Source organism: Herbaspirillum sp. GW822-FHT03A08, from assembly GCF_058801885.1.
The window spans coordinates 654,591-674,776 of record NZ_JBXANR010000001.1 but is presented as its reverse complement, the minus strand read 5'-3'; the positions used below and the strand labels follow the sequence as shown (position 1 = coordinate 674,776).

Annotated in this window: 18 protein-coding genes; 6 read left to right on the top strand and 12 right to left on the bottom strand. The window is 57.4% G+C overall.

The window, feature by feature from the left end; translation table 11 throughout:
* The first annotated feature begins 51 nt into the window (after positions 1-51).
* The gene (locus AC1RN6_RS03160) at positions 52-1,965 is read left to right on the top strand and encodes an ATP-binding cassette domain-containing protein (RefSeq protein ID WP_493002957.1); all 1,914 of its coding nucleotides are present in this window, start codon (positions 52-54) and stop codon (positions 1,963-1,965) included.
* A gap of 29 nt (positions 1,966-1,994) precedes the next feature.
* Here the strand turns inward: AC1RN6_RS03160 and AC1RN6_RS03155 are convergent, their stop codons facing one another.
* Both AC1RN6_RS03155 and murJ read right to left on the bottom strand, forming a co-directional pair.
* The gene (locus AC1RN6_RS03155) at positions 1,995-2,834 is read right to left on the bottom strand and encodes a SirB1 family protein (protein ID WP_050475695.1); all 840 of its coding nucleotides are present in this window, start codon (positions 2,832-2,834) and stop codon (positions 1,995-1,997) included.
* Positions 2,835-2,935: 101 nt separating this feature from the next.
* On the bottom strand, positions 2,936-4,486 hold the full coding sequence (gene murJ, locus AC1RN6_RS03150) for a murein biosynthesis integral membrane protein MurJ (protein ID WP_493002956.1): 1,551 nt from the start codon (positions 4,484-4,486) through the stop codon (positions 2,936-2,938).
* Between the two features lie 292 nt (positions 4,487-4,778).
* Between murJ and rpsT the strand changes: the two genes are divergently transcribed.
* Complete coding sequence (rpsT, locus tag AC1RN6_RS03145; protein WP_050475697.1) at positions 4,779-5,045, top strand: 30S ribosomal protein S20; 267 nt, start codon at positions 4,779-4,781, stop codon at positions 5,043-5,045.
* Between the two features lie 274 nt (positions 5,046-5,319).
* On the opposite strand, the gene AC1RN6_RS03140 is transcribed toward rpsT, so the two are convergent.
* The 3 genes from AC1RN6_RS03140 to AC1RN6_RS03130 form a co-directional block, all read right to left on the bottom strand.
* The gene (locus AC1RN6_RS03140) at positions 5,320-5,760 is read right to left on the bottom strand and encodes a DUF192 domain-containing protein (protein ID WP_050475698.1); all 441 of its coding nucleotides are present in this window, start codon (positions 5,758-5,760) and stop codon (positions 5,320-5,322) included.
* A gap of 185 nt (positions 5,761-5,945) precedes the next feature.
* A complete protein-coding gene (locus tag AC1RN6_RS03135; RefSeq protein ID WP_050476083.1) occupies positions 5,946-6,140 on the bottom strand; it encodes a hypothetical protein in 195 nt (64 codons plus the stop codon).
* Positions 6,141-6,294: 154 nt separating this feature from the next.
* Complete coding sequence (locus tag AC1RN6_RS03130; RefSeq protein WP_493002955.1) at positions 6,295-6,861, bottom strand: pseudouridine synthase; 567 nt, start codon at positions 6,859-6,861, stop codon at positions 6,295-6,297.
* Positions 6,862-7,205: 344 nt separating this feature from the next.
* On the opposite strand from AC1RN6_RS03130, the gene icd reads away from it, so the two are divergent.
* Positions 7,206-8,459: an NADP-dependent isocitrate dehydrogenase gene (gene icd, locus AC1RN6_RS03125; RefSeq protein WP_493002954.1), complete on the top strand. Its 1,254-nt coding sequence runs from the start codon at positions 7,206-7,208 to the stop codon at positions 8,457-8,459.
* Between the two features lie 159 nt (positions 8,460-8,618).
* On the opposite strand, the gene cspE is transcribed toward icd, so the two are convergent.
* Positions 8,619-8,822: a transcription antiterminator/RNA stability regulator CspE gene (gene cspE, locus AC1RN6_RS03120; RefSeq protein WP_009665919.1), complete on the bottom strand. Its 204-nt coding sequence runs from the start codon at positions 8,820-8,822 to the stop codon at positions 8,619-8,621.
* A 342-nt stretch (positions 8,823-9,164) separates the two neighbouring features.
* On the opposite strand from cspE, the gene clpS reads away from it, so the two are divergent.
* The gene (clpS, locus tag AC1RN6_RS03115; RefSeq protein ID WP_007880228.1) at positions 9,165-9,479 is read left to right on the top strand and encodes an ATP-dependent Clp protease adapter ClpS; all 315 of its coding nucleotides are present in this window, start codon (positions 9,165-9,167) and stop codon (positions 9,477-9,479) included.
* Positions 9,476-11,782: an ATP-dependent Clp protease ATP-binding subunit ClpA gene (gene clpA / locus AC1RN6_RS03110; protein ID WP_493002952.1), complete on the top strand. Its 2,307-nt coding sequence runs from the start codon at positions 9,476-9,478 to the stop codon at positions 11,780-11,782. Before clpS ends, clpA begins: the two co-directional genes overlap by 4 nt.
* Before the next feature lie 196 nt (positions 11,783-11,978).
* On the opposite strand, the gene AC1RN6_RS03105 is transcribed toward clpA, so the two are convergent.
* From AC1RN6_RS03105 to AC1RN6_RS03080, 6 genes are all read right to left on the bottom strand, one after another.
* Positions 11,979-13,070, bottom strand: coding sequence for a M48 family metalloprotease (locus AC1RN6_RS03105; RefSeq protein WP_493002951.1), 1,092 nt, complete (start codon positions 13,068-13,070; stop codon positions 11,979-11,981).
* Positions 13,071-13,090: 20 nt separating this feature from the next.
* Complete coding sequence (gene dut / locus AC1RN6_RS03100; RefSeq protein WP_007880233.1) at positions 13,091-13,540, bottom strand: dUTP diphosphatase; 450 nt, start codon at positions 13,538-13,540, stop codon at positions 13,091-13,093.
* Positions 13,541-13,577: 37 nt separating this feature from the next.
* Positions 13,578-14,786, bottom strand: a complete 1,209-nt coding sequence (coaBC, locus tag AC1RN6_RS03095; RefSeq protein ID WP_493002950.1) for a bifunctional phosphopantothenoylcysteine decarboxylase/phosphopantothenate--cysteine ligase CoaBC — start codon at positions 14,784-14,786, stop codon at positions 13,578-13,580.
* Between the two features lie 67 nt (positions 14,787-14,853).
* A complete protein-coding gene (gene lspA, locus AC1RN6_RS03090) occupies positions 14,854-15,363 on the bottom strand; it encodes a signal peptidase II (protein ID WP_493002948.1) in 510 nt (169 codons plus the stop codon).
* Between the two features lie 80 nt (positions 15,364-15,443).
* Complete coding sequence (ileS, locus tag AC1RN6_RS03085) at positions 15,444-18,338, bottom strand: isoleucine--tRNA ligase (protein ID WP_493002945.1); 2,895 nt, start codon at positions 18,336-18,338, stop codon at positions 15,444-15,446.
* 114 nt (positions 18,339-18,452) lie between these two features.
* Positions 18,453-19,430: a bifunctional riboflavin kinase/FAD synthetase gene (locus AC1RN6_RS03080; protein WP_493002943.1), complete on the bottom strand. Its 978-nt coding sequence runs from the start codon at positions 19,428-19,430 to the stop codon at positions 18,453-18,455.
* On the opposite strand from AC1RN6_RS03080, the gene AC1RN6_RS03075 reads away from it, so the two are divergent.
* A complete protein-coding gene (locus AC1RN6_RS03075) occupies positions 19,429-20,175 on the top strand; it encodes a GNAT family N-acetyltransferase (protein WP_493002942.1) in 747 nt (248 codons plus the stop codon). The genes AC1RN6_RS03080 and AC1RN6_RS03075 overlap by 2 nt on opposite strands.
* Positions 20,176-20,186: the final 11 nt, after the last annotated feature.

Here is a 20,186-nt window from a genome sequence, read left to right as displayed (position 1 = left end):
TCGCGGCAAAGCAGTTCTGCCCGGCCTTCGATTTCACCCCTCGGCATACTTATGGCAGTCATCTCTCTTTCCAATGCGCAGCTCGCATTCGGACACGTTGCGCTTCTCGATCGCGCGGAGTTTTCCCTCGAAACCGGCGAACGGGTCGGTCTGATCGGCCGCAACGGCACCGGCAAGTCGTCCTTGCTGAAAATCATCGCCAGCGTTTCCAAGCTGGACGACGGTCTGCTGGTGATGCAGCAAGGGCTGAAGATTGCCTACGTCGATCAGGAGCCGCATTTCCCCGCAGAGATGTCGATTTTCGACGCGGTCGCTTCCGGCCTCGGCGAGTTGCCGGCGCTGCTGGCCGAATATGAATCGCTGACCGGCCAGTTCGGCGGCGACAACGACGACGCACTGATGGAGCGCATGCACGACATTCAGGTCAAGCTCGACGCAGCGGACGCCTGGAGTCTGAATCATAAGGTCGAAACGACGCTCGACAAGCTCAACCTGAAGGGCGACTCGCTGATCGGCGAACTGTCCGGCGGTATGCAAAAGCGTGTGGCGCTGGCGTGCGGCCTGGTTGGCGCTCCCGATGTGCTACTGCTGGATGAGCCGACTAACCATCTGGACTTCGGCTCCATCCTGTGGCTCGAAGCGCTGCTGCGCGACTACAAGGGCAGCGTGCTGTTCATCACCCATGATCGTAGCTTCCTCGATAACGTGGCGACCCGCATCATCGAACTGGACCGCGGCAAGATCCTGTCTTTCCCCGGCAACTTCAGCACCTATCAGGCGCGCAAGGCCGAGCTGCTGGCCAACGAAGAAGTGGAAAACGCTAAGTTCGACAAATTCCTCGCACAGGAAGAAGTCTGGATCCGCAAGGGTGTACAGGCGCGTCGTACCCGCGACGAAGGCCGTGTGCGCCGTCTGGAATCCTTGCGCCTGGAGCGCAGCGCGCGCCGCGACCGCCAGGGGCAGGTCAAGCTGGAAGTTTCTTCCGGCGAGCGCTCCGGCAAGATCGTGGCGGAACTTGAAAATGTCAGCAAGGCTTATGGTCCGAAGACCATCGTGCGCGATTTCACCGGCACCATCATGCGCGGCGACAAAGTTGGCCTGATCGGCCAGAACGGCGCCGGCAAGACGACATTGCTCAAGCTCATTCTCGGCGAAGAAACCGCAGATGCCGGTACCGTGCGCCAAGGCACCAAATTACAGGTCGCGTACTTCGACCAGATGCGTACTCAGCTCAACGAAGAAGCCAGCCTGGCCGAAACCATTGCACCGGGTAGTGACTGGGTAGAAGTCAACGGTCAGCGCAAGCATGTCATGACGTATCTGAGCGACTTCCTGTTCGCACCGGAACGCGCACGTTCACCAGTACGCACGTTGTCTGGCGGCGAGCGCAACCGTTTGCTGCTGGCGCGCCTGTTCGCCAAGCCGGCCAACGTGCTGGTGCTCGATGAACCGACCAACGATCTCGATATCGATACGCTGGAATTGCTGGAAGAACTGCTGGAAGAATATACCGGCACCGTGTTTTTGGTCAGCCATGACCGCACCTTCCTCGACAACGTAGTGACGCAGGTGATTGCCTCCGAAGGCGACGGCGTATGGCGCGAGTATGTCGGCGGCTATAGCGACTGGGAGCGCGTGCGCGCCAACATGCAGGCGACGGCGAAGAAAGCGGACAACAAGCCTGAAGTCAAGCCGGTGGAAGTGCAGGCAGCGACTGCTGCCGCAACAGCCAAGCCGAAGAAGCTCAGCTACAAGGAACAGCGCGAGCTGGAAGAGTTACCCAAACTGATCGCCCAACTGGAAGAAGAGCAGGCGGCGATTTCCGCCAAGCTGGCCGATCCGGATTTGTACAAGCAAGGAGCGGACGAAGCAGTGCGCCTGAATGCGCGCTTTGCTGAAATCGACGGTTTGTTGCTGGAAAATCTCGAGCGCTGGGAAGTGATCGAAGCGCGTTCGAAGGGCTGATCAGTCGTGCAGGGCCGGTGTCTTCAATATCAATTGGGACGCCGGCTTGCATGGCGCAATTCCGGTAGTTTCTCGCGCATGATGTCGGCGTCTTCCGCATCGGGACGCAACGCCAGGTAGGCTTCCAGATCGTCCAGCGCAGCTTGCGGCTCCGCCATGTTTGCATATGCCAGCCCGCGGTCGCGGCGCTCAGTAATTTCATCCGGCAATAAAATCACCAGACGTTCCTGTACATCGAGCACGCGCTGCCAGCGTTGCGCGTCGGTGAAGATCGCCTTCAGATTGCGCAGCATGCGGGTGAGAATTTCGCGTGGATGCGCTGCCCGCAGATACGCGGCAAGCGGTAATTCGTCGCCGTATTCCTGTTGCTCCAGATAGGGTTCCAGCCGCTCTTCCAGCTCTTCGCGCGAGAGGCTGGAACCGTTCATCGGATCCAGCACGATGTCGCCGGACTGTACCGACAGCTTCATCAGGAAATGGCCGGGGAAGGAGATGCCCTTCATGTTCAGGCCGATCTGCTGGCCCAGTTCCATGTACACCACAGCCAGCGAAATCGGAATGCCGCGGCGCGAGGTGATGACGCGATGGATATAGCTGTTGTCGGGATCGTAATAATTGTTGATGTTGCCGGCGAAGGCCAATTCCTGAAAAAAGAAATGGTTCAGCATGCGCAGTTTTTGAATATGCGATGCATCGGCGGAAAGACGCTGCTTCAGCTTGAGCGCTAAAGTGTCCATCTCGATCTGGCAGGCGGAAAAATCCAGATCGGGATATGCATCCTGGCCCAACGCCAGAGCCGATTCAAATAGCGGAATCGAGTCGTCTTGACGAACCAGCGAAGAAAAATATTCGAGCGGTGTAAGCGTCATATGTCGATCATGCTATCAAAATATGCGCGCTTGTGAAATGTTTGTCCGGCAATGGGGCGCTAAAGCAACATTGCCGGCAAATAATTCAGGTGAACGACCAATCAGCGACCGATACGCTTGAAGTCGCGGAAACGGAAACCCATCGCCATCAACGCGCCGAAATAGGCGATGCCGCAGGCCGCAAACACCAGCACCAGCGCGCCCACGCGTTCGGCCGGATGCGCGCGCATGGCGATCCAGTCAAAATGCCGCGCCACCGCCAGCGCAACGCCGGCCAGCAGGAACAGGGCACCGGTCAATTTGATCAGGAACATGCGCCAGCCCGGTTGCGGCGTGTAGATATTGCGACGGCGCAGTCCCCAGAACAGAAATGCCGCATTCAGGCAGGCGCCCAGTCCGATGGACAAGGCCAGACCGGCATGGGCAATCCACGGCACAAAAATGTAGTTCATCAACTGCGTGGCGATCAGCACACCGATAGCGATCTTGACCGGCGTGCGGATATCTTGCTTGGCATAGAAGCCGGGCGCAAGAATCTTCACCAGAATCAGGCCGATCAGGCCGACGCCGTAGGCGACCAGTGCATTGCTGGTCATGGCGACCGACACCGTATCGAATTTACCGTAATGGAACAGCGTTGCGGTCAGCGGCTCCGACAGCGTCGCCAGGCCGACGGCGCAGGGCAGCGCCAGCAAGAAGGTCAGGCGCAGACCCCAGTCGAGCAGGGAGGAATATTCCGCCATGTCGTTCTCGGCATGCGCGTTGGACAGGCTTGGCAACAGGATCGTGCCGAGCGCGACGCCGAGCAGCGCGGTGGGAAATTCCATCAGACGGTCGGCATACGACAACCAGGACACGCTGCCATGTGCCAGACGTGAAGCGATGTTGGTATTGATCATCAGGCTGATCTGCGCGGCCGAGACCGCGAACACCGCTGGCCCCATCTTCTTGAGCACACGTTTGACGCCTTCGTCAGACAGGCCGATCATCGGATTGAGATACAGGCGCGGCAGCATGCCGATCTTGGTCAGTGCAGGAATCTGAAGCGCGACTTGCAATACACCGCCGACGAAGACCGCAAACGCCATCGCATAGATCGGCTGATCCATGTAAGGCGCGACGAACAGCGACGCGACGATGAAAGATACGTTCAACAGCACCGACGTAAAGGCCGGGATCTTGAATTCGCGCCAGGTGTTGAGGATGCCGCCGGCCAGCGCGACAAAGGCCATGAAGCCAATATACGGAAACATGATCCGCGTCATCATCACAGAGGCGTCGAAAGCGCCCTGATTGTATTTGAGACCGGTTGCGATGAAATAGACGATCACCGGCGTAGCGAGAATGCCGACGATGCTGGTGGCCAGCATGACCCATATCAGTACCGTTGCCACATGATCAACCAGGTTTTTGGTGGCGGCGTCGCCTTTCTGGTTCTTATATTCAGCGAGAATCGGGACGAAGGCTTGCGAGAAGGCGCCTTCGGCGAACAAGCGGCGCAGCAGGTTGGGGATGCGGAACGCGACGTTGAACGCATCCGTATAAGCGGAGGCGCCGAATGCGCGTGCGAACAGGATTTCTCTTGCGAGGCCGGTAATGCGGGAGAGCATCGTCATGCCAGAGACGGTGGCAAGCGTTTTATGCAAGTTCATGGGACGGCATTATAGCTTTCGTTTTTGTTGGGACAGGCGCTTTGATGCCATTGTCGGCCGGGATGATGGCGTTTGAGGAGGTGAGGGCGCGAAGGTTCGGCAAGGCGGGAAATGTTGTTGCCGGGTTTGTTGTCATATGGAAATCTGACTGGTTTGCAACAGGCGAGAGGCGATAGTGAGGCTGTATTTGCTAGTTTGATGAAAAATGGTTATAATCCGTGGCTTTACAGAATTCCGCCTCGCAAGTTATCAAGATTGCGATGCTCTCGATCTCGATTTAGGATAATTATTCATGGCAAATACCGCACAAGCACGCAAACGTGCTCGTCAAGCTGTTAAGCAAAACGCGCACAACTCCAGCCAACGTTCGACTCTGCGTACAGCAATCAAGGCTGTTCGTAAGGCAATCGAAGCAGGCGACAAGGCTGCTGCGGCTTCCGTGTTCCAGGCTTCGGTTTCGACCATCGATAGCATCGCTGACAAGAAAATCATTCACAAGAACAAGGCTGCTCGCCACAAGAGCCGTCTGGCTGCTGCCCTGAAGGCACTGGCTGCTTAATTCTTGTTGCTGATCGGGTCTTTGCTTCGGCGAAGATCTGCGCAATGTTGAATCGATAGCGATATTGATTCAAAAACATCAACCCGCCCAAGCGATTTGGCGGGTTTTTGCATTTCCAGGTGTTGTTGCAGTCAGGGAATGTTGTTTCCGGTGCTATCGGCGTGCGTTCTCTGGAGGCGAAGCAATCAATCCTGGCTTCCAAAGGCTTCTAGGGGCAGTGGTGGCGAACTCAGCGCCGTGACGTTGCTCTGAGCATCACGGGCTTGTCAGCCGTTTAACGCGGTAAACCTTCAATCACGGTGCCTGGTTTGATGTTCTTTTGTTTGAACCAGCCCTTGTTCATTTCCAGAGCGTAAGTCGCCGCCTTGGTCGCGCAATGCGAATCCAGGGTTTGCTCCTTCATTTCTTCGATGTTGATGATCTTGCCGGTTTCGTCCATGAAGGCGACCGACAGGGGGATCAGCGTGTTCTTCATCCACATGCAGACGCCGGCTGGCTGGCCGAATACGAATACCATGCCTTCATTGGCCCCCATTTTGTCCCGGAACATCAGCCCTTGTTCGCGCTGTGCCTCGGTCGAGGCGACTTCCGCCTTGATCAGATACAGGCCGGCATTGAGCGTGGTGGTGGGGAATTTCTGGAGTTGCTGGGAGTAAGACGGAAGGGCGGTCGCGAAAGCAGCAAGTGCGGTGAGCAGTGCAAGTGAACGGCGCATGATGATTTGATGTGATGGTGACGGACGATCAGCGGATTATAGCGAGGATAGAGATTGCCGGTGGCGTATCGGTGGCAGTCATGAGGCGTGAAGCATCTGCAGATCCGGCAGCGGATGCATTTGACTCGGATTCAGAAATGAAAAAAGGCAGGACAAGCCTGCCTTTTAGTGATGCAAAAGCCAGATTACTTAGCAGCGTCAGCAGCTGGAGCAGCCTTCTTTGCCTTCTTAGCCTTGTGGCTCTTCTTCGCTTTCTTTGCCTTTGGAGCAGGAGCAGCAGCGTCAGCAGCTGGAGCTGCTGGAGCAGCAGGAGCTGCAGCTTGTGCGAACACGGAAGTGGCGAACAGACCAGCGATCAGAGCGGCGATCAATTTTTTCATTTTGCAGTCCTTCAAATTTAACATGTTAAGAAAACGGTGATTCTCGTGAATCATTGCCAATAACGACGCGCAGAAAGCTTGGTTGACAGAAAATTCCAAAAAAGAAAATTTCTTTGCATCCCGCGTAGTATGAGGGTTTTTAGTCAGTCTATTGTCAGGTTTGGCGGCGTAGTTCAGATGGCTCCACGGCCTTCCATTCTCCCGGCATCAGTGGATGTGTGTGAAGAGAAAACGGGCCGATCGCGATGCGTACCAGGCGTAAGGTCGGCAGGTCGACTGCCGCCGTCATGCGGCGCACCTGACGGTTTTTTCCTTCCGATATCTTGATGGTCAGCCAACTGGTCGGCTGACTCTGTCTCACGCGTATCGGCGGATTGCGCGGCCACAACCATGCCGGCTCCTCGACATGCTTCACTTCACTCCGTTGCGTGACGAAATCGCCCAGATCGAGTGGATTGCGCAGGCGGTCCAATGCCTCACGGTCGGGGACGCCATCTACTTGCACCAGGTAAACTTTCGGCTGTTTGCGTTTGGGGTGGCTGATCTCATGCTGCAATTCACCATCGTCGGTCAGCAGCATCAGGCCTTCGCTATCGGCATCGAGGCGGCCGGCGGGATAGATGTCGGGAATGTCCAGGTAATTGGCCAGCGTGTCGCGTTCAGGGTGTGCCGAAAACTGGCACAAGACCTGAAACGGTTTGTTGAACAAGATCAGAGGCATGCTTGAGTGGAAGAGGTGTTGAGTCGAATATGCGGCGGTAATGGATGCGGCAGTGCGCCAAGGGTAAATGTTACAGCCTGGGTATTGCAAAGGCACGACATTCAGTAAAATACTCGTGCACGATAAAAGTGGTATCTTATGTCTTATATAAGACGTTGCTTTATTTTCTGCAGATGTTTTGCGCGGCCTGGATGCGGCAACACTGTCACAACTTGCCTGGTGGCTCGATATCTGACTCGCCCCGATTTCCTGATGCCGCTTGCGGGATTCTGGTTCAGAATGGCCAGCAGCGGCCACTCACGCATTTCGCTTCATTCAGTTTAGTTTAATTGTCGGAGACAACGATGTACCAACATATCAACGTGCCGTCTGAAGGTAAGAAAATTACCGTCAATGCAGACTTTTCCCTCAATGTTCCGGACAATCCGATCATTCCATTCATTGAGGGCGACGGCACCGGGAGCGATGTGACGCCTGTCATGCTCAAGGTCGTCAATGCAGCGGTCGAGAAGGCCTATGGCGACAAGCGCAAGATCAGCTGGATGGAAATCTACGCCGGCGAAAAATCGACCAAATTGTACGGCGACGACGTCTGGTTACCGGAAGAAACCGTTGCCGCCGTCAAGGAATACATCGTTTCGATCAAAGGCCCGCTGACCACCCCGGTCGGCGGTGGCATCCGCTCGCTCAACGTCTCGCTGCGCCAGCAACTGGATCTGTATGTCTGCCTGCGCCCGGTGCGCTACTTCAAAGGCGTGCCGTCACCGCTGCGCGAGCCTGAGAAAACCAATATGGTCATCTTCCGCGAAAACTCGGAAGACATTTATGCCGGCATTGAATGGCAGGCCGGTTCGGAAGGCGCCAAGAAGCTGATCGATTTTCTGGTCAGGGAAATGGGCGTCAAGAAGTTGCGCTTTCCTGAGACCTCCAGCCTCGGTATCAAACCGGTGTCGCAAGAGGGCACCGAGCGTCTGGTGCGCAAGGCGATTCAGTATGCGATCGACCACGACAAGCCTTCGGTAACCCTGGTCCACAAAGGCAACATCATGAAGTTCACCGAAGGCAGCTTCCGCGACTGGGGCTATGCCCTGGCGCAGAAGGAGTTTGGCGGTGTGATCATCGATGACGGCCCATGGGTGCGGGTGAAAAATCCGAAGACCGGCCGCGACATCATCGTCAAGGATTCGATCACCGACGCTTTCATGCAGCAGATCCTGTTGCGTCCGGCCGAGTACAGCGTCATCGCGACGCTGAACCTGAACGGCGACTACATCTCGGATGCGCTGGCGGCACAGGTCGGCGGCATCGGTATTGCTCCCGGCGCCAACATGTCTGACTCGGTGGCGATGTTCGAGGCCACGCACGGTACATCGCCGCGCTATGCGGGCAAGGATTACGTCAATCCGGGTTCGCTGATCCTGTCGGCGGAAATGATGTTGCGCCACATGGGCTGGACTGAAGCTGCCGCTATCATCGTCGAGGCGATGCAAACAACGATTTCGTCGAAGAAGGTGACTTATGACTTTGCGCGCCTGATGGAGGGGGCGACGCAGGTGTCTTGCTCCGGTTTCGGTGATGCCGTAATCGAAAATATGTGATTCGCAGTTCGTCGGCAACTGGAGCGATGCTGAAAAAGGCCGGGCAACCGGCCTTTTTTATTGCCGTCTTATTTTCAGCACGTACCACAGGCACAAAGAACAGGCATAAAAAAAGCTCCTGTCGAAACAGGAGCTTTTTAGAAGCAACTTAATACGAGATTAAGGGGCTTGGATGTTGGAAGCTTGCTTGCCTTTGGGGCCTTGCGTGACTTCGAACTGAACTTTTTGACCTTCTTTGAGGGTCTTGAAGCCGTTCATCTGGATTGCCGAGAAGTGTGCGAACAAATCTTCACCGCCGTCGTCCGGGGTGATAAAGCCAAAGCCCTTAGAATCGTTGAACCACTTGACTGTACCTGTTGCCATAAAAGCATCTTTCAATTAATAAAAAATCACACGAGCCGTTAAAGCAAGAAGCCTCGCGAGATTAAAACGTCCGCAGCCCCCCTTAAACTTGCCCCCTTCGTATTAACAAGCAGTAACTACTTATCAATGAATTCCATTGTTCTCGTTAAAAATACAAAAGTCAAGCTGTTTTCAGTGGAATTATTAAGCTTTTGTTCACTCGATGGGAAGGACGCCTCTTGATTTACGATAAATAAGCGTTATCTGCGGACTATCAGGAAAACGCGTAATATCTAATTTAATTTGGATATTTTCTTCATCGTTGTGCGTTGCACAGTTGATTGATAGTTTTAGAATAGATGCATGGCAACCAAGCACGATAATGATAACGGTACAGTCCTGGCGCGGCAGGAGCAGAAGCTCAAGCCGCCTCCTATGTACCAAGTATTGTTGTTGAACGATGACTATACGCCGATGGAATTCGTCGTCGCAGTCATTCAGGAGTACTTCAACAAAGACCGTGAAACAGCGACGCAGATTATGCTCAAAGTTCACCGCGATGGGAAAGGTATGTGTGGTGTGTATCCGAAAGATATCGCATCCACAAAAGTTGAACTCGTATTAACCCACGCTAGGAAAGCAGGGCACCCCCTGCAGTGCGTGATGGAGGAAGCATGATTGCGCAGGAATTGGAAGTCAGTTTGCACATGGCCTTTGTTGAGGCTAGACAATCCCGTCACGAATTTATCACGGTAGAGCATTTGCTCCTCGCCTTGCTGGACAATCCGTCAGCAGCGGAAGTAATGCGTGCGTGCTCGGTCAATATTGATGATCTGCGCAAGACGCTGACGAATTTTATTACCGACAATACGCCGACTGTTCCCGGCACCAATGAAGTCGACACGCAACCGACGCTGGGTTTCCAACGTGTGATCCAGCGCGCGATCATGCACGTGCAGTCGGCTTCCAACGGCAAGAAGGAAGTGACCGGCGCCAACGTGCTGGTTGCCATCTTCGGCGAGAAGGACTCGCACGCTGTCTATTATCTGCATCAACAGGGCGTAACCCGCCTGGACGTAGTCAATTTCATTTCTCATGGTGTGCGCAAGGATCAGCAAGTCGATTCGCAAAAAGCGCCTGAAGGAGCGGAAGACGTGCAGACCGAAGGCCAGCAAAAGGAAAGTCCTCTCGATCAGTTCACCCAGAATTTGAACAAGGCTGCCGCAGAAGGCAAGATCGACCCGCTGATCGGTCGCGATGCCGAAGTCGAGCGCGTGATCCAGACACTCTGCCGCCGCCGCAAGAACAACCCATTGCTGGTCGGCGAAGCCGGCGTCGGCAAGACTGCCATCGCCGAAGGCCTGGCATGGCGCATCACGCAAAGCGATGTGCCGGAGATCCTCAAGAACGCCGTCGTGTATTCGCTTGACATGGGCGCTCTGCTGGCCGGCACCAAGTATCGCGGCGATTTCGAGCAGCGCCTGAAAGCCGTCCTCAAGCAATTGAAGGACAGCCCGAACGGCATTCTCTTCATCGACGAAATCCACACCATCATCGGTGCCGGTTCGGCCTCTGGTGGTACGCTGGACGCATCGAATCTGCTCAAGCCGGCGTTGTCCAGCGGTCAGCTGAAGTGCATCGGCGCGACCACGTACACCGAATTCCGCGGCGTTTTTGAAAAAGACCACGCCTTGTCGCGTCGCTTCCAGAAGATCGACGTCAACGAGCCGACCGTCGAGCAGACCATCCAGATTTTGCGTGGTTTGAAGTCCAAGTTCGAAGAGCATCATGGCGTGAAGTATTCCGCTTCGGCGCTGACCTCGGCAGCCGAGCTGGCAGCGCGCTTCATCAACGACCGTCATCTGCCCGACAAGGCGATTGACGTCATCGATGAAGCCGGTGCAGCGCAACGCATCCTGCCGAAGTCGAAGCAGAAGAAGACTATCGGCAAATCCGAGATCGAAGAGATCATCTCCAAGATCGCGCGTATTCCGCCGCAATCCGTTAATCAGGACGACCGCACCAAGCTGCAAACGATCGATCGTGACCTCAAGAACGTTGTGTTCGGCCAGGATCCGGCGATTGAAGCCTTGGCGTCGGCCATCAAGATGGCGCGTGCCGGCCTGGGCAAGACTGACAAGCCGATCGGCTCCTTCCTGTTCTCCGGTCCGACCGGTGTGGGCAAGACCGAAGTGGCGAAGCAACTGGCATTCATCCTCGGCATCGAGCTGATTCGTTTCGACATGTCCGAATACATGGAGCGTCATGCAGTCAGCCGTCTGATCGGCGCGCCTCCAGGCTATGTCGGTTTCGACCAGGGCGGCCTGCTGACCGAAGCGATCACCAAGAAGCCGCACGCTGTGCTGCTCCTGGATGAAATCGAAAAGGCGCATCCGGATATTTTCAATATCCTGCTGCAGGTGATGGATCACGGCACGCTGACCGATAACAACGGCCGCAAGACCGACTTCCGCAATGTCATCATCGTGATGACCACGAATGCTGGCGCAGAAAGCCTGCAAAAGCGTTCGATCGGTTTCACGGACAAGAAGGAAGCCGGCGACGAGATGGCGGATATCAAGCGTATGTTCACGCCGGAGTTCCGCAACCGTCTGGATTCCATCATCAGCTTCCGTGCGCTGGACGAAGAAATCATCCTGCGTGTGGTCGACAAGTTCCTGATGCAGTTGGAAGAGCAACTGCACGAGAAAAAGGTGGAAGCCGTATTCTCGGACACGCTGCGCAAGTTCCTGAGCAAGAAGGGCTTCGATCCGTTGATGGGCGCGCGTCCGATGTCGCGTCTGATCCAGGACATGATCCGCAAGGCGCTGGCCGACGAATTGCTGTTTGGCCGCTTGGTCAATGGCGGTCGTGTCACCGTCGAGCTCGACGACAAAGATCAGGTCAAGCTGGAATTCCCCGAAGGCGACGATCCGACGCCTCCGCCGGAAGAGCCGCAGGAAAAGCTGGAAGTCGAATAAGCCGTCTCGACAATGCCGGCGCGTCGCAAGGTGTGCCGGAACAGTAAGCAGCAGGACCAAGAAAAAGGCCGGAACGTTTAATCGTTCCGGCCTTTTTACTTTGTTGCTCGTCTTGTTGCGTCGCTCAGGCGAACCAGAAGCTACTCTGACGCGTGCGATGGCACCCGGGTGCACCCGATGCATCACCGCATTCACATCACGGCGTCAGCGGCTTCCCGGTGGCCTGTTTTGCCTTCAGCGCCTGTGTCGACTTGTCGATCATGGTCATGCGATAAGCTGTCGCCGGATGCAGCGCCGTGTAACCGTTCGGTACGCTGGCGGGATACTGCGAAGCAAGGCGCTGCCAGAAGGCCGCGTAGCCGTCGATGCTGTAGCCGGCACGTACCAGCATGTACAGGGCCAAATTGTCAGCAGCGGCGTCCAGATCCTGCGGATACGGACGAATGCCGCCGGTGCCTGCTGTCGCAGTAGGATCCGGTTGTGCACGCATCAGGTTATCGATCACGCTACCGGTGGTCGCCACCATGCGCTGGCGAATGGCATGTCCCAGCGAGTTGTGCGCCATATCCTTGGCGATCAGATAGGCCAGTTCTTCGTCCGACTTCGCAAAATTCATCATGCCGCGCGTGATCAGCACGCGGCGGCCGTCGGCGTAGGTATTGACGTTGTCGGCGTTGCCCAGCTCGATGCTGAAGGCGCAGGCCAGCGTCAACGGCACGATCACGTTTTGCTGCGTCTTGTTGCGCATCACGGTCAGCTTGATCGGTGCACGGCCGTTGGTGACCAGCGGTCCCAGCAGATTGGCGGCCTGGCGCTCGGCGTCAGGACCTTGCTGCAATGGTTTGTCGGCAACCGCCAGCAACACGTCGCCGCGTTGAATGCCGCTCTTGGCGGCGCCGCTGCCGGGCAATACGCCGGTGACTTGCAGGCGGTCGTCAAAACCCAGCGATTGCGCTGCATTGACGAACTCGGTCGGATACGAATACTTGTTCTTGGCGGTGAAACCAAGCAGGTTGCGCGCGTTGCCGCGGCACAGCGGCGCGTTGCTGGTCAGCAGCGGCGCCGCGACGTTGTACAGGCGGTCCTGCTGCGCCGTCAGCGCGCGCAAGGCGATCTGATCGGGCGTCAGCACCGGCGGCTTCACAGCGACCGGTGCGGTCGTGGTTGGCGCCGGTGTATTGAGGGTAGTGCCATCCTGCGGTGTGACGCATGCTGCGAGTAATGCTGCCGGAACGACGGCCAGCGCTATTTTTATTTTTCCCCAATATCCCTGATGACTTGCGCGCATCCAATACTCCTTAAGATTCCTTAGTGTTTGCCGGTGCTGCCGAAGCCGCCTGCGCCGCGCTCGCTGCTGTCGAACTCTTCAACCACGTTGAAGCCGACCTGCATGACGGGAACGATCACGAGTTGTGCCAGGCGCTCCATGGGGTTTAGGACAAACTCGGTCTGGCCGCGGTTCCATGTGGAGACCATCAACTGACCTTGATAATCGGAATCGATCAGACCGACCAGATTGCCCAGCACGATGCCGTGCTTGTGGCCCAGGCCGCTACGCGGCAGGATGATCGCGGCATAGCCGGGATCTGCCACGTGGATCGCCAGGCCGGTCGGGATCAGATGCGTGGTTCCCGGAGCAATCGTCAGCGGCGCGTCCAGGCAAGCGCGCAGGTCCAGACCGGCGCTACCGGCGGTGGCGTAGGCAGGCAGTTGATCTTTCATGCGCGGGTCGAGGATTTTGACGTCGATAGTTTTCATGGGAACAAAAGTCGTTAAGTTGAAAGTCAGTGCCGAATTAGTGTGTGCCTGATGTAGACAGGCGATGCGCAATTTCGCGCACCAGTTGCCGCGCCAGCGTCTGCTTGTCGGCGCGCGGCAGGCTGGTGTTGCCTTTGTCGTCGAATAGCGTCAGCGCATTTTCGTCCTTGCCGAAAGTCTGATGGCCGATGTTGCCGACCAGCAGAGGAATATTTTTCTTCACGCGCTTGGCGGCGCCGTATTGTTCGAGGTTTTCAGATTCGGCCGCAAAGCCCACGCAATACGGACGCTTCGGCAACGCGGCGACATCGGCGAGGATGTCGGCATTCTGTTCGAAGGACAATTGCAGGCTGTCGTCGTCTGCGTTCTTCTTGATCTTCTGGTTGCTGACGTTGGCCACGCGCCAGTCGGCCACTGCCGCCACCGCGATGAAAATGTCCTGTCCCGAGACGTTGGCAAAGACCGCGTCATGCATCTGTTGAGCGGTCTGTACGTCGATACGGCGCACGCCGTAAGGTGTATCCAAAGCCGTCGGACCGGATACCAGCACGACGTCGGCGCCGGCTTCGCGCGCTGCGCGTGCGAGTGCGTAGCCCATCTTGCCGGATGACAGATTGGTGATGCCGCGCACCGGATCGATCGGCTCGAACGTCGGTCCCGCCGTCAGCAGCACGCGGCGGCCGGCCAGCAGCTTGGGCTGGAAGGCGGCGATGATTTCTTCCAGCAGTTGTTCAGGTTCCAGCATGCGGCCATAGCCGACTTCGCCGCAGGCCTGGTCGCCCGAATCGGGACCGAGCAGCTTGATGCCGTCCTGCTGCACCTGTGCGATGTTGCGTTGGGTCGCCGGGTTCTGCCACATCTCGACGTTCATGGCTGGGGCGATCATCAGCGGCACGCCGTGCGGACGCGCCACGCACAGCGTCGACAGCAGGTCGTCGCAAGCGCCGTGGGCCAGTTTGAAAATGAAATCGGTGGAACAGGGCACGATCACGATTGCATCGATGCCGCGCGTCAGATCGATGTGCGGCATGTTGTTCTCAATGCGCGCATCCCATTGATCGGTGTAGACCGTATTGCCGGTCAGCGCCTGCATGGTGATGGTCGTGATGAACTGCGTTGCCGCCTGCGTCATGACGACTTGCACCGACGCGCCGGCTTTGCCGAGGCCGCGTGCAAGCTCTGCAGCCTTATAGCACGCCACGCCGCCGGTCAGGCCGAGAAGGATTTTTTTGCCAGCGAGATCCATTGCCTTACTCCTTATAGAACTCATTCACAACGCTGCAGCAATCAACCGCAGCCTTGCCGTTCGTCATTTATTTGCCGACGCGGCGCAATTCATCCAGCACGAACAATACCGCACCCACGCAGATCGCACTATCGGCGATGTTGAACGCCGGCCAGTGCCAGCTGCCTACGAAGACGTCGAGGAAGTCGATGACGTGACCGTAGACGACACGGTCGATTACGTTACCGATGGCTCCGCCCAGGATCAATGCCAGCGCCCAGCAGAACATGCGCTGGCCGGCATGCTTGCGCAGCAGGTAAATGATGTAGATCGCCGCACCGATGCCGATGGCGGTGAACAGATGGCGTTGCCAGCCCGACTCGGCCGCGAGGAAACTGAATGCCGCGCCCTTGTTATAGACCAGCACCAGATTGAAGAAGCCGGTGACCGGACGCGATTCGCCGTAGTGGAACAGCTTGAGAATCGTGATCTTGGACAGTTGATCCAGCAGCAGCACGATCAGCGAAATACCCAGCCATGGCAACAGGCTGTTGTTATTGCTGGAGCTGGGCATGAGGCGTTTTTTATTGGAAGCCATGTGTGGTGAATGCGGACGTGGATGAGGTCATTGAAGAAATCCGGCGCGCACTTTTCGTCGCGTGCCGGATTGCCTGATGCTTAAGCGAAGTGGCGGTCTTCACCGCTGCCGAACAGATTGGCGACGCAACGGCCGCACAGACCGGCGTGTTCGGCATGCGAACCCACGTCGGCGCGGTAATGCCAGCAGCGTTCGCACTTCTGATTGGCCGACGGCGTCACGATGATGGCCTCATCGGCTTCCGCCGCCACTGCAGTGACCTTGGCCGCCGACGTGATCAGCACGAACTTCAGATCATCGCCCAGGCTTTGCAGCAGCGCCACTTTATCGCCGCTGACCTTGAGTTCGACTTCCGCCTGCAGCGACGAGCCGATGTTGCCGGCGATGCGGACTTCTTCCAGTTGCTTGGTCACGGCTGCGCGCACTTCGTGCAGCACGTTGAATTTGGCGACCAGCGCATCGGCTTGCGCCACTTCCGGCAGCGTGTAATAGGTTTGCGAGAAGATGGTTTCGCTGCTCTCGGCAAAGGCTTCCTTGCTGGCGAAGAAGCTCCAGGCTTCTTCCGCAGTGAACGACAGCGTCGGCGCCATCAGACGCAGCAGCGCCTGGGTGATGTGCCAGATCGCGGTTTGCGCCGAACGGCGTGCGTGCGAATCGACGCCGCTGGTGTACAAGCGATCCTTGAGGATGTCGAGGTAGAAGCCGCCCAGGTCTTCCGAGCAATACATCTGCAGCTTGGAGACTACAGGGTGGAACTCGTAGGTCTCGTAATGCGCCAGGATTTCCTTTTGCAGATTGGCCATGTTGGCGATCGCGTAGCGGTCGATTTCCAGCATCTCGGCGACCGGCACGGCGTTCTTGGCCATATCGAAATCAGCCGTGTTGGCCAGCAGGAAGCGCAGCGTGTTGCGGATGCGGCGATAGGCCTCGGTCACGCGCTTGAGAATTTCGTCGGAGATCGAGATCTCGCCGGAGTAATCGCTCGACGCCACCCAGAGACGCAGGATTTCCGCGCCCAGCGAGTCGGCCACTTTTTGCGGTTCGACACCGTTCTTAAGCGACTTCGACATCTTGCGGCCTTCGCCGTCGACCACAAAGCCGTGGGTCAGCAACGCCTTGTAGGGCGCGCGGCCGTTCAGCATCGAGGAGGTCAGCAGCGAGGAGTGGAACCAGCCGCGATGCTGGTCCGAGCCTTCCAGATACAGGTCGGCCGGGAATTGCAACTCTTGCTCGTGCGAACCGCGCAGCACGGTCTGATGGGTCGAGCCGGAATCGAACCAGACATCCAGCGTGTCCTTGTTTTTCAGGTATTGATCGGCTTCGTCGCCCAGCAATTCCTTGGGATCCAGCGCCTGCCATGCCTCGATGCCGCCTTGCTCGATGCGCTGGGCGATCTGTTCCAGCAGCTCAGGCGTGCGCGGATGCAGCAGGCCGGTTTCCTTGTGCACGAAGAAGGCCATCGGCACGCCCCATTGACGTTGGCGCGACAGCGTCCAGTCGGGACGGTTGGCGATCATGCCGTGCAGGCGCGCCTTGCCCCACGATGGGAAGAAGGCGGTGTCTTCGATACCTTGCAGCGCGGTTTCGCGCAGGCTCTTGCCTCCGTCCTTCGGCGTGTTGTCCATGCTCGCGAACCATTGCGACGTGGCGCGATAGATGATCGGCGTCTTGTGGCGCCAGCAGTGCATATAGCTGTGATCGAACATCACCAGCTTGAACAGCGTGCCGACTTCTTCCAGCTTGGCGCAGATAGGCTTCGAGGCTTCCCAGATCGTCAGGCCGGCAAACAGCGGCAGCGACGAGGCGTAGCGGCCATCGCCCATGACCGGGCTGATGATGTCGTCATCCTTCATGCCGTGCGCTTTGCACGAGATAAAGTCTTCGATACCGTAAGCAGGCGCCGAGTGAACGATGCCGGTGCCGCTGTCGGCAGTCACGTAGTCGCCCAGGTAGATCGGCGACAGGCGGTCGTAACCTTTGTCGGCGGTCGCCAGCGGATGATGGAAAGCGATCAGCGACAGCGCCTCGCCCTTGGCGGTGGCAATGACTTTGCCTTCCAGTCCGAAACGTTGCAGGCAGGATTCCACCAGGTCGTTGGCCAGGATCAGCAGCGTCGGTTCGCCGTTGCGCTCGGTCTGCACCAGCGCATAGTCGAATTCCGGATGCACGTTCAGCGCCTGGTTGGACGGGATGGTCCATGGCGTCGTCGTCCAGATGACGACATAACCCTTGTCGGTAGGCAGCTTGCTCAGGCCGAAGGCCTTCGCGATCTTGTCGTGTTCCGCAAACGGGAAGCCGACGTCGATCGCCGGATCTCGCTTGTCCTGATATTCCACTTCCGCTTCCGCCAATGCCGAGCCGCAGTCGAAACACCAGTTGACCGGCTTCAGGCCGCGATAGACATAACCCTTCTCCAGGATGGTGCCGAGCGCGCGCAGCTCATCGGCTTCGTTGGAGAAGTTCATGGTCTTGTACGGGTTGTCCCATTCGCCCAGCACGCCGAGGCGGATGAAATCCTTCTTCTGCAGCTCGATCTGCTCGTTGGCGTACGCGCGCGCCTTGGCTTGCACTTCCGCCACAGGCAGGTTCTTGCCGTATTTCTTTTCGATCTGGATTTCGATCGGCATGCCGTGGCAATCCCAGCCCGGCACGTATTGCGCATCGAAGCCGGCCATGTTGCGGGCCTTGACGATCATGTCTTTCAGGATCTTGTTGACGGCGTGGCCCAGATGGATTTCACCGTTGGCATACGGCGGGCCGTCGTGCAGGATGAACTTCGGGCGACCGGCCGATGCCTGGCGGATGCGTTGATACAGTTTCTTGGTTTGCCATTCCTTGACCCATTGCGGCTCGCGCTTGGCGAGGTCGCCGCGCATCGGGAAAGCGGTTTCGGTCATGTTGACCGGATATTTGCTGACCGGCTTGCCTTCAGGTTTGCCCGGCTTGTTTGGCTTGGAGGATTCGTTGTTCGACATAAGTTGTTTTCAGTTAAATTCTGGAAATCGGTGACGGCTGAGGTGGCTGATCCGGCTGCTGATACTGATGAAGCGTCGCCGCAAATCACTTTCGGCGAGCGGGGCGGGCCAGCGTCAAATTCGGTCGGTCGCGGACACGGCGAAACTCGCCTGTTCCTTGAACCAGGCACGCGCCTGTTGCGCATCGCGCTCAATGGCTGCCGTCAATGTCGGCAGGTCGACGTATTTCTCTTCGTCGCGCAATTTCTTCAAAAATTCCACGCGCAGCAACTTGCCGTAGCAATCGCCGTTGTAATCGAAGATATGTGTTTCCAGCAGCACGCGGCCGCTGTCGTCCACGGTCGGGCGCACTCCCAGGCTGGCCACCGCCGGCAAAGGCTTGTCGCCCAGTCCATGCACCTGCACGATAAAGATCCCCGACAACGCGGGACGCTTGTGGCCTACGCGCATATTCAGCGTCGGGAAGCCGATGGTGCGGCCGAGTTTCTTGCCGTGCACCACATGACCGGAGATCGCGTACGAATGACCCAGTAACTGGCGCGCATGCGGAAAATCCGTCTTCGCCAGCGCCGCGCGGATGGCCGACGACGAGATGCGCACGCCGTCATTGTTCACGTTCGGCATGGTGTGTACTTCAAAACCGTACTGCTTGCCGGCGTCGATCAGGGTCTGGATATTGCCTGCGCGGCGCGAGCCGAAGCAGAAGTCTTCGCCCACCAGCAGCCAGCGCACGTGCAGACCCTGAATCAGGATCTTTTCGATGAAGTCTTGCGGCGACAGGGCGGCGAAGTTGGCGTTGAAGTGTTCGACGATCACGCGGTCGACACCAGCGTTGGACAGCGATTGCAGCTTGTCGCGCAGGTTGGCGATGCGTTGCGGGGCTTTTTCAGGGGTGCCGGCCAGTTGCGCGAAGAACTCGCGCGGATGCGGTTCGAACGTCATCACGGCGGCATCCAGGTTCAGGCGGGTTGCAGCTTCGCGCACCTGCGCCAGCAGCGCCTGGTGGCCACGGTGCACGCCGTCGAAGTTGCCGATCGTCAGCGCGCAGGGCGCACGCGATTCAGCATTGGGAAGTCCGCGAAATACCTTCATGGAAGAGGTTAAAAGTGATGCCGTTGCAAAAGCCTTCCATTATAAATGTTTTCGGAGGCTTACCCCTGATTTGGCGGCGAAACGGCGGGAAACAAGCGATGACGAGGACTGTTCCGGGGCAATGACCGTGCTCGTGAGGCTGCTTAGTGCGGGGATGTTGTTGAGTTTGCATTATTTCAAAACGGCAATGTTGTTTGGCGTTAATGCCATCTTTCACATCTCTGGGCATAATGTCTGTATCGGACAGAAGTCTCGCCATCCATCGCCTCACGACCTCAGGGAAACAGCCATGCAGATAGAAGTGGACGACCTTTCGCGCCCCGCCATTCACGCCTTGCTCGAAGAACATTTGCGCAATATGCGAGAGATCTCGCCGCCTGAAAGCGTGCATGCGCTCGATCTCAGCAAGCTGCGCAGCCCGGACATCACGTTCTGGACGGTTTGGGAGGATGCGCAGTTGATTGGTTGCGGCGCGCTGAAGGAACTTGATCGTCTGCATGGCGAGATCAAATCCATGCGCACTCCCGAGGCGCTGCGTCGTAAAGGCGCAGGCCGGGCGATGCTGGCGCATATCATCGGGCAGGCCAAGGCGCGCGGCTACGAACGTCTCAGCCTGGAGACCGGATCGTTTGAGGTCTTCAAACCGGCCCGGCAATTGTATGAGAGCGTGGGTTTCGTCTATTGCGGCCCGTTCGGGACTTACGGCGAAGATCCGAACAGCATGTTCATGACTTTGCGCTTGTAAATCCGGGCGAG

Coding starts and splice junctions, on each gene's coding strand:
- AC1RN6_RS03140 (WP_050475698.1), bottom strand. CDS start 5,760: ATGCGCCGTTCACTTGCACTGCTCACCGCACTTGCTGCTTTCGCGACC.
- clpA (WP_493002952.1), top strand. CDS start 9,476: ATGATTGCGCAGGAATTGGAAGTCAGTTTGCACATGGCCTTTGTTGAG.
- cspE (WP_009665919.1), bottom strand. CDS start 8,822: ATGGCAACAGGTACAGTCAAGTGGTTCAACGATTCTAAGGGCTTTGGC.
- AC1RN6_RS03080 (WP_493002943.1), bottom strand. CDS start 19,430: ATGAAGGTATTTCGCGGACTTCCCAATGCTGAATCGCGTGCGCCCTGC.
- AC1RN6_RS03075 (WP_493002942.1), top strand. CDS start 19,429: ATGGAAGAGGTTAAAAGTGATGCCGTTGCAAAAGCCTTCCATTATAAA.
- ileS (WP_493002945.1), bottom strand. CDS start 18,338: ATGTCGAACAACGAATCCTCCAAGCCAAACAAGCCGGGCAAACCTGAA.
- AC1RN6_RS03105 (WP_493002951.1), bottom strand. CDS start 13,070: ATGCGCGCAAGTCATCAGGGATATTGGGGAAAAATAAAAATAGCGCTG.
- lspA (WP_493002948.1), bottom strand. CDS start 15,363: ATGGCTTCCAATAAAAAACGCCTCATGCCCAGCTCCAGCAATAACAAC.
- murJ (WP_493002956.1), bottom strand. CDS start 4,486: ATGAACTTGCATAAAACGCTTGCCACCGTCTCTGGCATGACGATGCTC.
- AC1RN6_RS03155 (WP_050475695.1), bottom strand. CDS start 2,834: ATGACGCTTACACCGCTCGAATATTTTTCTTCGCTGGTTCGTCAAGAC.
- AC1RN6_RS03130 (WP_493002955.1), bottom strand. CDS start 6,861: ATGCCTCTGATCTTGTTCAACAAACCGTTTCAGGTCTTGTGCCAGTTT.
- dut (WP_007880233.1), bottom strand. CDS start 13,540: ATGAAAACTATCGACGTCAAAATCCTCGACCCGCGCATGAAAGATCAA.
- AC1RN6_RS03135 (WP_050476083.1), bottom strand. CDS start 6,140: ATGAAAAAATTGATCGCCGCTCTGATCGCTGGTCTGTTCGCCACTTCC.
- coaBC (WP_493002950.1), bottom strand. CDS start 14,786: ATGGATCTCGCTGGCAAAAAAATCCTTCTCGGCCTGACCGGCGGCGTG.
- icd (WP_493002954.1), top strand. CDS start 7,206: ATGTACCAACATATCAACGTGCCGTCTGAAGGTAAGAAAATTACCGTC.
- AC1RN6_RS03160 (WP_493002957.1), top strand. CDS start 52: ATGGCAGTCATCTCTCTTTCCAATGCGCAGCTCGCATTCGGACACGTT.
- clpS (WP_007880228.1), top strand. CDS start 9,165: ATGGCAACCAAGCACGATAATGATAACGGTACAGTCCTGGCGCGGCAG.
- rpsT (WP_050475697.1), top strand. CDS start 4,779: ATGGCAAATACCGCACAAGCACGCAAACGTGCTCGTCAAGCTGTTAAG.